This window comes from Rhizobium sp. B230/85 (assembly GCF_019355735.1).
GTDB lineage: Bacteria > Pseudomonadota > Alphaproteobacteria > Rhizobiales > Rhizobiaceae > Rhizobium > Rhizobium rhododendri.
In genome coordinates, this window is the sequence record NZ_CP072156.1 from 138,290 (window position 1) to 153,103 (window position 14,814).

General features: G+C 61.0%; 12 protein-coding genes. 4 read left to right on the forward strand and 8 right to left on the reverse strand.

Annotation, left to right across the window (positions count from 1 at the left end):
* Nucleotides 1-12: 12 nt before the first annotated feature.
* The 3 genes from J5289_RS00720 (at nucleotide 13) to J5289_RS00730 (ending at nucleotide 4,226) form a co-directional block, all read left to right on the forward strand.
* On the forward strand, nucleotides 13-723 hold the full coding sequence (locus J5289_RS00720) for an ABC transporter ATP-binding protein (RefSeq protein WP_209185282.1): 711 nt from the start codon (nucleotides 13-15) through the stop codon (nucleotides 721-723).
* Nucleotides 720-3,266 (forward strand): ABC transporter permease, encoded by a 2,547-nt coding sequence (locus J5289_RS00725; protein ID WP_209207508.1) that lies wholly within the window; start codon nucleotides 720-722, stop codon nucleotides 3,264-3,266. The genes J5289_RS00720 and J5289_RS00725 overlap by 4 nt, the downstream gene beginning before the upstream one ends.
* Before the next feature lie 189 nt (nucleotides 3,267-3,455).
* The gene (locus J5289_RS00730) at nucleotides 3,456-4,226 is read left to right on the forward strand and encodes a Bax inhibitor-1/YccA family protein (RefSeq protein WP_111219676.1); all 771 of its coding nucleotides are present in this window, start codon (nucleotides 3,456-3,458) and stop codon (nucleotides 4,224-4,226) included.
* Nucleotides 4,227-4,338: 112 nt separating this feature from the next.
* Here J5289_RS00730 and J5289_RS00735 read toward each other — a convergent pair whose 3' ends face one another.
* The 8 genes from J5289_RS00735 to acnA form a co-directional block, all read right to left on the reverse strand.
* Nucleotides 4,339-4,986: a hypothetical protein gene (locus J5289_RS00735; protein WP_209185284.1), complete on the reverse strand. Its 648-nt coding sequence runs from the start codon at nucleotides 4,984-4,986 to the stop codon at nucleotides 4,339-4,341.
* Nucleotides 4,987-5,073: 87 nt separating this feature from the next.
* A complete protein-coding gene (locus J5289_RS00740; RefSeq protein WP_209185285.1) occupies nucleotides 5,074-5,628 on the reverse strand; it encodes a hypothetical protein in 555 nt (184 codons plus the stop codon).
* Nucleotides 5,629-5,854: 226 nt separating this feature from the next.
* On the reverse strand, nucleotides 5,855-6,463 hold the full coding sequence (locus tag J5289_RS00745) for a hypothetical protein (RefSeq protein WP_111219670.1): 609 nt from the start codon (nucleotides 6,461-6,463) through the stop codon (nucleotides 5,855-5,857).
* Between the two features lie 162 nt (nucleotides 6,464-6,625).
* Entirely contained in the window at nucleotides 6,626-7,273 is a 648-nt protein-coding gene (locus J5289_RS00750) for a hypothetical protein (protein ID WP_209185286.1), read from the reverse strand.
* Between the two features lie 148 nt (nucleotides 7,274-7,421).
* Nucleotides 7,422-8,483 (reverse strand): helix-turn-helix domain-containing protein, encoded by a 1,062-nt coding sequence (locus J5289_RS00755; protein ID WP_209187644.1) that lies wholly within the window; start codon nucleotides 8,481-8,483, stop codon nucleotides 7,422-7,424.
* 578 nt (nucleotides 8,484-9,061) lie between these two features.
* Nucleotides 9,062-9,463 (reverse strand): DUF2794 domain-containing protein, encoded by a 402-nt coding sequence (locus J5289_RS00760; RefSeq protein ID WP_209185288.1) that lies wholly within the window; start codon nucleotides 9,461-9,463, stop codon nucleotides 9,062-9,064.
* A gap of 154 nt (nucleotides 9,464-9,617) precedes the next feature.
* A complete protein-coding gene (locus J5289_RS00765; RefSeq protein WP_209185289.1) occupies nucleotides 9,618-10,361 on the reverse strand; it encodes a thioredoxin family protein in 744 nt (247 codons plus the stop codon).
* A gap of 217 nt (nucleotides 10,362-10,578) precedes the next feature.
* On the reverse strand, nucleotides 10,579-13,269 hold the full coding sequence (acnA, locus tag J5289_RS00770) for an aconitate hydratase AcnA (RefSeq protein WP_209185290.1): 2,691 nt from the start codon (nucleotides 13,267-13,269) through the stop codon (nucleotides 10,579-10,581).
* Nucleotides 13,270-13,537: 268 nt separating this feature from the next.
* Between acnA and ccmA the strand changes: the two genes are divergently transcribed.
* The gene (gene ccmA, locus J5289_RS00775; protein ID WP_209185291.1) at nucleotides 13,538-14,176 is read left to right on the forward strand and encodes a heme ABC exporter ATP-binding protein CcmA; all 639 of its coding nucleotides are present in this window, start codon (nucleotides 13,538-13,540) and stop codon (nucleotides 14,174-14,176) included.
* The last annotated feature ends 638 nt before the right edge of the window (nucleotides 14,177-14,814 follow it).

Genomic DNA, 14,814 nt, shown 5'->3' on the forward strand with positions numbered 1-14,814 from the left:
GGGCAGTTCTCATTGGCTAAAACAATCATCGAGCTGAAGAAGGCGGATTTGACGCTGGGCAACGCCGCCGCGTCGGTGCATGTGCTGAAAGGCATCGACCTGACCATTTTCGAAGGCGAATCCGTCGGCATCGTCGGTCCTTCCGGATCAGGCAAATCGACGCTGCTGATGGTTCTGGCCGGGCTGGAGAGCCTCGACAGCGGCGAAATCATCATTCGCGACACTCCGCTGCATGCCCTCAGCGAAGACAAGGTCGCCGATTTCCGCGGCCGCAACATCGGCATCGTCTTCCAGTCCTTCCACCTGATCGCCAACATGACGGCGCTGGAAAATGTCGCGGTGCCGCTGGAACTGGCGAATGTGCGGGACGCCTTCGACATCGCCCGCCGCGAACTGGAGTCCGTTGGGCTTGGCGAACGTCTAACCCACTATCCCGGCCAGCTCTCGGGCGGCGAACAGCAGCGCGTGGCGATTGCACGCGCTCTCGCCCCCTCGCCGGCCCTGATCATCGCCGACGAACCGACCGGCAACCTTGACACAGACACCGGCCGGCAGATCGCCGACCTGCTTTTCGCAAAGCAGGCCGAGCGCGGCACCACGCTGTTGCTGGTCACCCACGACAACGCGCTGGCGGCCCGCTGCTCGCGCCAGATCCGGGTGCGCTCCGGCGCAATCGACAGCGACAACACGAAGGCGTCCGACCAGCAGGCAGTTTTCGCATGACGCTCGGCGGCGCCCGCCTATCCCTCGCCTTCCGTCTGGCACTGCGCGAACTGCGCGGCGGCCTGCGCGGATTTTATATCTTCCTCGCCTGTATCGCGCTCGGCACCGGCGCCATCGCCGCCGTCAATTCCGTTTCGCGCTCGATTACCGACGCCATCGCAACGCAGGGGCAGACGCTGCTGGCCGGCGACGTACGCTTTGAAATCAACAATCGCGAGGCGACGCCTGAAGAGATGTCCTATCTCAAAGGCCTCGGCACGCTTTCTGCGTCGACAGGTGTGCGATCGATGGCGCGCCTGCCGGATGGTACCGACCAGTCGCTGGTCGAGGTCAAGGCCGTCGATCAGGCCTATCCGCTCTACGGGAAATTCGAAGCCGAACCGGATCAGCCGCTTTCGACGCTTCTGGCGGAAAAGGACGGCACCTATGGCGCCCTGGTAGCGCCCCTGCTGCTCGATCGCCTTAACCTGAAAATCGGCAGCGAACTGCTGCTGGGCAGCGCCAAGCTGCGGATTTCAGGCACGATCAAGAACGAACCGGATGCGATTTCCGAGGGCTTTGCCTTTGCGCCGAGATTACTCACCAGCGCCGATGCCCTGACAGCCTCCGGCCTGGTGCAGAACGGCAGCCTCGTCGAGCATGGCTACAAGATCCGCATGGCAGACCCTGCCAATGGACTGAAAGGCATTGCAGACCGCGCCAACAAGGCATTTCCGCAAGCCGGATGGTCGATCCGCACCAGCGACAAGGCGGCACCGTCGCTGGCCGATAACATCACCCGCTTCTCACAATTCCTCACCCTCGTCGGCCTGACGGCACTGATCGTCGGCGGCGTCGGTGTGGCCAATGCCGTGCGCGCCTTTCTCGACAGCAAACGCACGACCATCGCTACCTTCAAATGCCTCGGCGCGCCCGCCTCCGTGGTAGTGATGATCTATCTGATCCAGATCGCCCTGATCGCGCTGGCCGGCATTCTTGTCGGCCTTGTGATCGGCGCGATAGCCCCGATTTTCGCGTCTCAGTTCATGGCGCAGTTCCTGCCGGTCTCGACAGCGCCGACCCTCTACCCGGGAGCGCTGACGCTGGCCGCGCTGTTCGGCCTCCTGACCACGCTCGCCTTCGCCATCCTGCCGCTCGGCCACGCCCGCGAAGTGCCGGCGACCGCGCTGTTCCGCGAGCAGGGCTTCGAGACCCGCAAGCTGCCGTCCTGGCCCTATCTCCTCGGCGCAGCGTTGCTGCTCGCAGCCCTCTCCACGCTGGCCATCTTCACCGCCTATGACCGCTTTATCGCCATCGTCTTCATCGTTGCCATCGCCGTGGCCTTTGCAGTCCTGCGGCTGGTTGCCTGGGGCCTCGCATGGCTCGCAAGGCGCAGTCCGCGCGTCAACTCGCCGGCATTGCGGCTTGCTATCGGCAACATCCATCGGCCCGGCGCGCTGACCGCATCGGTCGTGCTGTCTCTCGGCCTCGGCCTGGCACTGCTGGTGACGCTGACGCTGATCGACAGCAACATGCGGCGCGAACTGACCGGCCACATGGCAGACCAGGCGCCGAACTTCTTCTTCGTCGATATCCAGGGCAGCGAACTCGAGGGCTTCAAGACGCTGGTCACAGCGCAGGCGCCGAAGGGCAAGCTGACCGAGGTGCCGATGCTGCGCGGCCGCATCACCGCCTTCAACGGCGAGGATGTCACCAAGCGCCAGGTCCCGCCGGCCGGCCAATGGGTGCTGCGCGGCGACCGAGGCATCACCTATGCCGAAACGCCGCCGGAAAATGCCGCCATCACCGAAGGCAAGTGGTGGGACAAGGGATATACCGGCGAACCGCTGGTGTCGTTCTCGCAGGAGGAAGGCAAGGCGCTGGGCCTGAAGCTCGGAGACACCTTCACCGTCAATGTGCTCGGGCGCAACATGACGGCCAAGATCGCCAACTTCCGCAAGGTGGAATGGCAATCGCTGTCGATCAATTTCGTCATGATCTTCACCCCGAACACCTTCAAGGGCGCGCCACACGCCTGGCTGGCGACGCTGACAGACCCGTCCGCGACGGCCGAGCAGGAGGCGACGATCCTGCGAACCGTGACCAATGCCTATCCGACTATCACCAGCGTCCGCGTCAAGGATGCGCTCGATATGATCAACTCCCTCGTGGCCCAGCTTGCGACGGCCATCCGTGCCGCCGCCTCGATCGCGCTGATCGCCTCGGTGCTGGTGCTCGCCGGTGCCCTTGCCGCCGGCAACAGGGCCCGCACCCACGATGCCGTGGTGCTGAAGACGCTGGGGGCGACCCGCGCCATGCTGATCCGCGCCTTCACCTACGAATACCTCATTCTCGGCGTGGCAACGGCGATCTTTGCGCTCACTGCCGGCTCAGTCGCGGCATGGTACATCGTCAGCCGGATCATGCATTTGCCGTCAAGCTTCCTGCCGGACGTCGCCTTTTCGACCATCGTCATCGCCCTGGTGCTGACGGTCGGTATCGGCCTCATCGGCACGTGGCGCATTCTAGGCCAGAAAGCAGCACCCGTGCTGCGCGAACTCTAGGGTCCGCCATTAACCCAAGCGGCCAAAAGCCCCGAGGTTACATCGATTTAACCCGATTGCAGATCGTTGGCTCTTGTACGCGCGCCTCGAAAGCCTCATATTCTCGTCAGGCATGCTGGAGCTCCGCAGCGGCGCCCGGGACTGAAGTGCCCGACACCGTCATCCACTCGGAGCTTGAAAGAGGAAAACATGGCTGACTTTCGTAATTTCCCCAACCGGGCAACCGGCGCGCAATCGGGCGCAATGATCGACGAGGGCCTTCGCAGCTACATGCTGAAGGTCTACAACCTGATGGCACTGGGTCTGGTGCTGACGGGCGTCGCCGCCTACGCCCTGATCGCGCTCACCACGACCACTGACCCGACACAGGCAGCGGCCAATTTCCACGGCGTCATGCTGACCAGCGCCGGCGTTGCCGTCTACGGCTCGCCGCTGAAGTGGGTCATCATGCTGGCGCCCCTGGCTGCCGTGTTCTTCCTGAGCTTCCGCATCAACAACATGAGCGTGTCCGCTGCTCGGACGACATTCATGGTCTATGCGGGCCTGGTCGGATTGTCGCTGTCGTCGATCTTCCTGGTCTACACAACCGGTAGTGTCGTCCAGACGTTCTTCATCACGGCTGCCGCCTTCGGTGCGCTTTCGCTCTACGGCTACACGACTAAGCGCAGCCTGTCGGCGATGGGTTCGTTCCTGATGATGGGCCTGTTCGGCATCATCATCGCCTCGGTCGTCAACATCTTCATGCAGTCCTCGGCCCTGCAGTTTGCCATCTCGGCAATCGGCGTGCTCGTGTTTGCCGGCCTCACCGCCTACGACACGCAGCGGATCAAGGAACTGTATTTCGAAGCAGACGATGACGTCGTTGCCGGCCGCAAGGCCATCATGGGCGCCCTGACCCTGTACCTCGACTTCATCAACCTGTTCATGTTCTTGCTGCAGTTCATGGGCAACCGGAAGTGACAGAGACGCAATCGGCTCTTGCCGATAGGTCGGATTAGTTTGACGAAACGGGGGCACGCTTGCCCCCGTTTTTTGTATTTTTTCAGCTCTATTACCGATGAGATCGCGGTCGTCACGCTGTGATGGTCATCACCAGCCAGTCTTGATCGGTGATCTCTGCCAGCATTGCCTGTGCGTCGGCAAGGGCATGGCTCTCTTTTAAAAGTGACCACGCAGCCAGGGCCTGGTCGTCGGCGTGTGGCGAGATGCCGACAGCCAATTGATCGAGACGTTTCTTCAACGCCTGCACGGTGCGTCCCGGCGTCCAGCCACCGGTGTCGCGATAGCCGCCTTGATCGAGAGTCTCAGCCGACGCCGCGTAGCTTTCCAGCATCACCTCAACCTGATTTCCCCTGAGAAGGAAGTTGATGTCCTCCGACGACCAACCCAGCAGGGGCAGCTGCGTCTCCAGCAGGTGATGGTTGGCATCGTTGCTGGCGCTAAGGCCAGGAATCCGAAGGAAGGCGCCGGCCAGTGTAGTCAGGGCAGCGAGCCCCGGGCTTATGAACTGTGGCTGCATCCGCGACGAAACAACTCCCTCTTGATGAAGCCGGAACGCCGATCGCAGATCTTCGCGCTCTGCCAGCGAGCCGTACCCGGCCAGCGCCAAGGTTGAAAGCTCTCGGTAGTCGCGCCGGCTCCATGCGGCCAGAAGTGTCGAAACCGTCTGGTCGAATTCGGCCGTAGCTGGACAACGAAAGGCGTGATGAAGAATTGCCATGCGGGACTCCCATTGGGAAGCCGCCAGGCAAGGTTGCCCAGCGGCGAAACACTTTTACCAGAAGAACTCAGATCTACCGGGAAACCTTCAGCGCATGCAATTTTGCTGCGAGCCATTGATGACCGTTACGCCGAAATTATTGGCATTGAAGGCGAGATTATGAAAGCCCAATGCCGCGACCCTGGAGGCTGTATTGTTGGAGGGAGGAGGCTGGGGCACGATGTTTACCATTTCGCCCTTGCCGATGTTCCAGTGGCCTGGCGGCACATTGTCGAAAACGATTCTCCATGGAAAAGGCAGAGGATTGTTCGGACCGCCGATGGCAACGCTCACATCGCCGGCGATATCCTGGGCATTTTGCAGCGGATGAGCAACGGTATTGGCAAGATGGACTTTAACAAAGCATTCATATCGGGGCAAAAGTTGCTGCGCCTCGACGTCGCTAGCGGCGTAAAAAAACGACAGGTTCGGGTTGACGCCGCTGACACCGAAGCTCGCCAGGCTCCAGTCCACGGCGCCATTCGCGGCGGCATGTACCGTATGATAGACGTCATAGGCCTGGGCATGGTTCGCGAGACCGATGGTGGTGAAAGAGGCAAGCATCGCTGCCAACAGGCTGTGACGCAGTTTGTCGATTTTCATTGGACTTTCCTTTTCACAATAAGGGAGTGGTCGCTCGTCGCACCATGCGCAGAGCGTTGCCGGAAATGCAGAAGCGGTGACGGGTCACCGCAATGTTTGGGGGGCTAGGCAGAGCGTGCTTGGGACGCTCCGAAGTCTGTCAAAGATGGGCGTTGCCATCTCAGGATCTGCGGCAGGTTGCCCGCAGAGGTCCGGGACGGCGGCAACAGGGCCGCCGTCCCGAAGATCAGGCTGTGGTGATCAGATTGTTCAGGCCGAGCGTGGCCGTCCGCGATGTCAGCGCGCCGCCGTACGTCACCTCGACCGCCGAGCTGATGTCCTCGATGTCCATGACGTCGCCCGTCGTGTAGTTGCCGAAGATCACCCAGTAGTTTGGATGCGGCGTGAAGACGGCCGTCATGTTCGGAGCCGCCTGGACGGCGTGGGTCCCGGATCCCGCCATGCCGATGCCAACAGACGTGTAGTTGGGCTGGACGTTGGACAGCTGCTGGATCGTCAGGGAGCCGATTGCACCCGTACCGGCGGGATTGGCGAAGGTGGTGGCACCGAAACTGTCTTGCGTCAGCTGCACGACGTTCTGCCCGTTCGGATCGGCTGCGACATTCTGTGTTGCGGCAAAGTTGATGCCGGGCTGCAGCAGGCCAGTCTCCGACCAGACGAAGCTGTAGTCGAGACCCCAGGTAAAGGTGACTTTGCTGGACACGGCCGTCGGCCGGGCGAACCAGGCCAGCGAAAAGATGTTGCCGGGAATGGTCATCGGTGGTGGCTTCTGGAAGATCGCGAAGCTGCCGGACATCTGCGAGTTATTGATACATGTCAGAGAGTAAGTCGTCATTGTCGTCGCCTTTCGTTGCAGAAAATCCCCTGTGATCAAGAGGCCGGCGCCGCCCAAGGGAGGATGCGGTGCCGGCCCGCCTCGCCGCTCCAGTCGTGCGGAGCATGGAGACGGCGAGGATGCCCGGCTCGGTGGCGGAAGCCGGGCAATCGGAAATTGCAGCTAGCCGAGCTGGACGATCTCGTCGGTCACTCCGACCGAGATCTCTGCGGTTGCGAGCGGGCCGCTGCTCGAGGTCCCCGGCTGGAACGTCACCAGCATCGGTTGGCTGACATCGGAGACAGGCGGTGGCGGCAGCTGAAAGGCAGTACCGAACGACACCGTTGCAACCAGAGACATGTCGGGCGTCAGGGTGAGTACTGCTTGGCCCATCGCTGGCCGAACCAGGATCGATCCTGGACCCACCACCAGGCCGAGCTTTGTGCCAGGAGGGACTTCGGCGCTGAACGACACCTGGATGCTGCCGGTTAATCCGCCGGCTGCGGGGGTGATCGTGAAAGCGCCGGCCGCCCAGTCGACGACCACGGTGTCGCCCAGCGCAACTGCGGTGCTAGGCGAGGTGACGGGGCTAGCTCCGGCCGTGACGGCAAACAACGACAGCGCACCGTTACCGCCTTGCCATGTCATCGTTGTGGATTGCCCTTTGCTCGTCGCATCGGAGACCAGAGCGACAAGGGTCTGGGCTTTGGCGTCCAGATTTGTCAGTATCGGTGGATAGACGTTGAAATAATTCTGCCCCGGAAGGCTGGAGTCGTTGGTGGCCTTCAGCTCGAAGGTGGTGCCGGCGCCCGCTTGTGCATCGATCGACATTGTATCGTTTCCTGTCGCTATTCGTTTGAGAACAATTGAATTGCTTCGGCTTTCTCGGTTGTTGCTGTGGATATTAGCGATCCCCTCCTGGTTGTCCTTGGATGCCCGTCCCGCAAACTTGGACAGGCGTCCCAAATCACGAACCTCGTCAGCCGGTGCCGAGCATGAGAAGCCAATCGGAAAAGGAGGGGACGGGACCCGGCGGCAACTTCAGGCCCTTCAAACTGCTGTCGCCGGCGCGCGCCGCCGCTCTGATGTCGCGCGGCGATTGCCCGAAGGTCTGCCGAAACAGCCGGCTGAAATGCGCCTCGTCGGAAAAACCCATTTCGTAGGAGATGTCGGCGATCCTGGCATCTGCGCGTCGTGGGTCGGCAAGCGCCTGCAATGAGCGCCGTAATCGCCGGCCACGGATGTAGGTGTCGACACCGCCGCTCGCCTCGAACTGCCGATAGAGCTGACTGCGGGATACGCCGATCTCGCGCGCCAGCCGCGAGGCAGTCAGGTCTGCCCGGTCGATATTCTCCTCGATATGACGGCGCAGCCGCCGGCCGAGATCGCCCCTCGTCGTTGCCGCCGAAACCGCGGGAACGGTCCCCAGGCACCAGCCGAGCAGGTCGGGAAAGCAGGCACCTAGGGCATTGACCTCGAGCGCGCTGAAATAGCGGGAAGCGTTGGAGAGGCTTTCGAGGATACCCCGCAGGAAAATACCCATTGCGGTGTCGCCATGGAAAACACGGCATGGCATTGGCGAAAGGGACGCCACGGCACTGGGCAAACCGGCGCGCGGAACGATCAGATGCAGCGCGTCGGCCGCCACCATGGCAAAACGCATCGGCGAGGAAAGATCGACGACCGTAACGTCTCCCGGCCGCAACCGCCTCGCCTTGCCGCCGACAGCGATCCCTCCGCTCAACACCGAGGAGACAACGACATGGTCCAGATCGTCTGAACAGACCCGCCGATGGTCACGAAGAAAGCGCCCGCTGCCCGCAAAGCTGCGGCAAAGCAGGAACGTCCCGAAATGCTGGACAACAAGATCGGCCTTGAACCCGCTAGGGGGAATTTTCTGGGTCTGCGTGGCTTCGAACAGCGTGGCGAGGACTGCACGCCAGGCGGCAAAGGGTGCATCGTTATCAGCCGTGGAAAAGCGAAAGCCGGCGACCTCGCCTCGCCCTTGGGCATCGGACAGCGGTTCTGATGTTGGCGCCACGGCCTGATTCCATGGGATCATAGATCGTAGGATTACAATCCTACTTCATGGATATCAAGGGTAGCATTTTAAATAAATACAATTCAAGGTAATTGGCATCATACCGTCAGCTGCTGGGGTGCCAGTCCGGGCTTTATCCCGGGGGAGCGCAACTTCTTCTAAAAAAATAGAGATTCAGCATTGGTTTCAGCGGATTGCGCCGAGCTCCAGACAACACTTCGACAAAAAATAGTTCAATCAGCGCGAACGAGCTCAAAAATAGGATTTAGGTCCTGCCCTACGAATGACAGGCCCTTCACGGGGAAGCATGAAAAAAGACTGTCGCCGCCGAAACTCTTTGTCCCGCCCCGACGTACCCACACCTGCGGTAGAAACATCCACGGAGATACGTATTGAAAATAGGCATTTTCCTTTTGAGCATTTCCACGGTGATGTGTTGGGGACTGGCGTTTTACATGGTCTATCGCACGCATTAGCTACGAAAAATTGGAGGGTATCCGGCAGAGTGCAGCAGCACCGCCGCACTGGCCCTCCGCTCCAGACCGCTACTACAGATAGCAGAACCCCCCTCGGAGCGATTACTTCTCGACCAGTTTCAACGTCTTGTCGAAAATCTTCAGCACCTGGCGCAGATCGTGCCCGCGCTTCAATATCATACCGTTTGTGTTGATGACGGCGTAGGCACCCTGCTTGGCGGCAAGCTTCGGATCCTTCTCGATGCGAAACAACGGCAACTCGCCGGAGCGTTTGAAAACCGAGAAAATCGCCTTTTCCTTGGTATGGTCGATGGCATAGTCGCGCCACTCGTTCTCGCCCACCATACGACCGTAGATCCACAGTATCGCATCCAGCTCCCGCCTGTGAAACGTCACTGGCAGGATATCCTTGCTCTGTTTATATTGAGTAATATCGACGACAACGGAAGAGTTGCTATCGACGCCGTTGCTTTGGCCGCGTCGCAAATCCGGCTGATCAGTCATCAATTCCTCGAAGCCTCCGCCCATGACAGCAGGGTGACAGTGTCGCCCCGCCGCAATAAAATTGCAAGATGCCGCGCATCCGGATTTGCGCCGGTGCAGATTTCACCGGGCATCCAGCGTGGAAGACACTTGCGATAGCGAAGATCTGGCGCCGCTAGTCGTCTGCACCCATAGTCATGACGGTGGCCCCGATGATGGCTGCCGGATCTCCCGTGGCCGTCGAAGACTGCAGCATGATGGCAAGCCCCTTGCGGCCGGCCTTGTCCATTACGTTCGCAGGCAATGTCAGGTGCATCGGCTTGCCCTCCCACATGCCGACAGTCTCGACGTCCGAAACGCTGTGCATGTAGGCGATCTGCTGGCCGGTATTTTCGCCCTTGGTGACGTCGACGCGCTGTTCCCGGTCAAAATAGGCAACTACCACGTTGGCCTTGCCCATGCCTGCCGCGATGTCGATTTCCAGTTCGTCGCCCTTCATCGCGGCGCTGACCGGAACGGTCAGTCCCTGTCCGGCACGCGAAAGATCATCCAGCTTGACGTTGATAGCCCCGAGATCGGCGCCGTTCAGATGATCCCGGCCATTCAGCACGGCCTGCGGCGTGTAGACGCTGCTGCGGCCGAGTGTCCGCGCATAGGCATATTGCCGGGCGGTATTGTCCTTCGACGACATGGTGTCGTTCCAGCCGAGATAGTTCCAGTAGTCGACGTGATAGGCCAGCGCCACGACATTGCCCTGCTCGATCAGTTGCTTGAGCGCGGCGTCCGCCGGCGGACAGGAGGCGCAGCCCTGCGAGGTGAAGAGCTCGACGACGCCCTTCAGCTTGCCCAAGTCCTGGGCATGCGCCGCGCCCGTCAACGCGACACCGGCCAGCAGGGATATCAGGAACCGAAGGGACATGGGGCAACACCTCTTTCAGACCTTGTTAGCCAAAATCCTCGGCCTGCATCAAGCCTGACAAATCTGAAGCAAGAGATAATGGCTCGCAGCAGCCGCGCAAAGTCACGAACGGGTGAGGCAACGCGGCAACAGCGGACAACGATACACTTCACCGTGAAAGAACAACGCCGCCGGAGATTTCTCTCCGGCGGCGCCTGTCTGTGGCCTGCATTGTCTATCAGGCAGCGAGATCGCGCAGAACCGTCTGCAGGATGCCGCCGTTGTTGAGGTAGACAACCTCATCGAGCGTATCGACGCGGCAGATGAGCGGCACGTTCTTCACAGTGCCGTCGCCGTAAGTGATGACGGCAGTCTTCTTCTCGCGCGGCTTGATGTTCTCGAGGCCTTCGATGGTGACGGTCTCGTCGCCCTTCAGTGCCAGCGAGGCCCAGGTCGTGCCTTCTTCGAAGACGAACGGGATGACGCCCATGCCGACCAGGTTGGAGCGGTGGATACGCTCGAACGACTGGGCGATGACGGCCTTGACGCCGAGCAGGTTGGTGCCCTTGGCAGCCCAGTCACGCGACGAGCCGTTGCCATATTCGACACCGGCGAAGATCACCAGCGGCACGCCTTCGGCCTTGTACTGCATGGCCGCATCGTAGATCGATTCCTCTTCCTTGGACGGGTAGTGGATGGTGTAGCCACCTTCCTTGCCGTTCGGGCCGAGCATGTGGTTGCGGATGCGGATGTTGGCGAAGGTGCCGCGCATCATCACTTCGTGGTTGCCGCGACGCGTGCCGTACTGGTTGAAGTCGGCAACGCCGACATGGTGCTCAAGCAGGTAGGCGCCGGCTGGCGACGCTGCCTTGATTGAGCCGGCAGGCGAGATGTGGTCGGTGGTGATCTTGTCGCCGAACAGGCCCAGGACGCGGGCACCCTTGATATCGGAGATGCCGGAGCCGCTCTTGCCCATGCCGACGAAGTAGGGCGGGTTCTGGACATAGGTCGAATTGTCGTCCCAGGCGTAGGTCTGGCCCGGAGGAACCTGCACGGCCTGCCAGTTGACGTCGCCCTTGAAGACGTCAGCATACTTGCTCTCGTACAGTTCGCGGGTGACGTATTTCAGGATGAATTCCTGGATTTCGTGCGAGGTCGGCCAGATGTCCTTGAGGAACACCGGATTGCCATCCTTGTCTTCGCCGAGCGGTTCACTGGTCAGGTCGATCTGCACCGAGCCCGCCAGCGCGTAGGCGACGACCAGCGGCGGCGATGCGAGGTAGTTCGCCTGCACATCAGGCGACACGCGACCTTCGAAATTGCGGTTGCCGGAAAGAACGCCGGCTGCAATCAGGCCCTTGTCGTTGATTGTCTTGGAGACCGGCGCCGGCAGCGGGCCGGAATTGCCAATGCAGGTGGTGCAGCCGAAGCCGACGAGATTGAAGCCGAGCGTGTCGAGATCGGTCTGCAGGCCGGACTTCGACAGGTATTCGGCAACGACCTGGCTACCGGGTGCCAGCGATGTCTTTACCCAGGGCTTTGACTTCAGGCCCTTGGCAACGGCGTTGCGGGCGAGCAGGCCGGCGGCGATCAGCACCGACGGATTGGACGTGTTGGTGCAGGAGGTGATCGCGGCAATTGCCACGTCGCCGTGGCCGAGGTCGTAGTCCGTACCCTCGACAGCATAGCGCATGTCGATCTGGCCCGGCTTCTTGTAGTCGGCTTCGAGAGCAGCAGCGAAACCGGCGGCGATGCTTTCCAGCGGCACGCGGCCTTCGGGACGCTTCGGCCCGGCCATGGCAGGCACGACGTCGCCGAGATCGAGTTCCAGCGTGTCGGTGAAGACAATCTCGGACCCGTCATTGTCGCGCCACATGCCTTGCGCCTTCGAATAGGCTTCGACGAGCGCGATCCGGTCGGTGGTGCGGCCGGACATGGTGAGATAGTTGATGGTTTCGCTGTCGACCGGGAAGAAGCCGCAGGTCGCACCGTATTCCGGGCCCATGTTGCCGATTGTGGCACGGTCGGCAAGCGACATGTTGTCGAGACCGGCACCGAAGAATTCGACGAACTTCGAAACAACGCCCTTCTTGCGCAGCATCTGCACGACCATCAGCACGAGGTCGGTCGCGGTGCAGCCTTCCTTGAGCTTGCCGGTCAGCTTGAAGCCGATGACTTCGGGCAGGAGCATGGAAACAGGTTGGCCGAGCATGGCAGCTTCGGCTTCGATGCCACCGACGCCCCAGCCGAGAACGCCAAGACCGTTGATCATCGTCGTGTGGCTATCGGTACCGACGCAGGTGTCGGGGTAAGCCACCGTTTCCCCATCCTCTTCCTTCGTCCAGACAGTCTGGCCGAGATATTCGAGGTTCACCTGATGACAGATACCCGTGCCCGGAGGAACGACGCGGAAATTCTTGAAGGCCTGCTGGCCCCATTTGAGGAAGCGATAGCGTTCGCCGTTGCGCTCGTATTCGAGTTCGACGTTGCGCGCGAGTGCCGTCGGCGTGCCGAATTCGTCGACGATGACGGAGTGGTCGATGACCAGGTCGACGGGAACCAGCGGGTTGATCTTTTCCGGATCGCCACCCAGCGCCACCATGGCATCGCGCATGGCGGCGAGATCGACCACGGCGGGAACGCCGGTGAAGTCTTGCATCAGCACGCGGGCCGGACGGTATGCGATTTCGCTTTCAGCGGTGCCCTTGTCGATGAGCCAGGCGGCAACGCTTTCGATGTCCTTTTTGACAACCGAGCGGCCGTCTTCGTTGCGCAGCAGGTTTTCCAGGACGACCTTCATGGAATAAGGCAGCTTGGAAATACCGGAAAGGCCGTTTGCCTCAGCCTTGGGCAGGCTGTAGTAAACATAATCCTTTCCGTTCACGCTGAGCGTGGAGCGGCAATTGAAACTGTCGAGAGATTTAGACACGAGAGACCCCGTTTCTGATAGCCAACACAGTCGTGTGGACGCCTATGCACGTAATGCACATCAGGATGCGGGTACGGCCATTTCCGCTGTCCGCACGTGAGGTTGCCTTGAGACAACCGCAAGTTCGGCGCTAGGATGAAGTTCACGCCGACCGCTGGCGTGGTTGCAGGTCTTATAGATAATTTCCAAAAAACTTGCCATAGCAGGCAAGCCCAAAATCGGACAATTTTTTGCACATGCGTCATGCCAACCGGGAAAGCCTCCGCCAATGCATCTGAGTGCCGAAAACCTGGCTGCCAGGCGGGGCGAAGATCTGATTTTCGTTAACATTTCCTTTCACTTGCGAGCCGGCGAGGCCCTGATATTAACCGGCCCGAACGGCTCCGGAAAATCGACCCTCCTGCGTGTTGTCGCCGGTCTTCTGGCGGCCGAAAAGGGCAGGATCGTCTGCGTCGACGGGGCAGGAGAATCGGAGCGTCCGGTGGGCGAGGTCAGCCACTATTTCGGCCACCGCAACGCGATGAAAAACGAGCTTACCGTCGCCGAGAACCTGTCCTTCTGGCGCACGTTCCTCGGGTCTGACGGCGGGGTGTCCGTGGAGGAAGCAGCCCAGGCCGTCGGCCTTGCCGCCATCCTGCACCTGCCCTTCGGCTACCTCTCCGCCGGCCAGCAGCGCCGGATGGCCTTCGCCAAGCTGCTCGTCGCCCACCGCCCGGTCTGGATCCTCGACGAACCCACGGCAGCCCTCGACGCCAACGCCGACCTCCTGTTTGCCGACCTGATCACCAAGCACCAGCAGCGCGGCGGCATTGTCCTCGCAGCCACCCACCAGCCCCTCGGACTGGATAACACCCGCGAACTGGCGATGACCGGATTTGTCGGTGTGGATGAGGGAGTATGGGGTTGATGGTTCCAAGTTTGCCGCTGCCAAGCCATCCCGATGTTCACGCGCCACCTCCACAACAAGAGCGGGGTCACCGGACACGTACAAGTACCCCTGCCTTACCCTCTCCCCTCTTCCCTCATTCCTGTGCCCGTCACAGGAATCCAGCCACGGCGCGTCTGCGCCGTGAGACGACTCACTGTTGCTCGGCAAAGAGGCTTTCGCCCAAGGACTTGGGCGACTGGATTCCTGTGACAAGCACAGGAATGAGGGAGGTGGATGCAGCGCCCTCCCGAAACACTGGTCGCAATACACAAGCCAATCGGACTGGGCATCGCATGCGGGCCGGCGATGACAGGTTTTGCTGCTTCCGGAGAGGAGTCATGCGATTGATCGCTTGGCCCCTACCACTCCCAACCCCACACTCTGACCGTGCGGCCTCTCTCCCACACGTGCAGGCCCACTATATGTCCCTCATTCCCAACCCCCTCTTCCCTCATTCCTGTGCTTGTCACAGGAATCCAGCCACGGCGCGTCTGCGCCGTGAGACGACTCACTGTTGCTCGGCAAAGAGGCTTTCGCCCAAGGACTTGGGCGACTGGATTCCTGTGACAAGCACAGGAATGAGGGAGGTGGATGTAGCGCCCTCCCGAAACACTGGT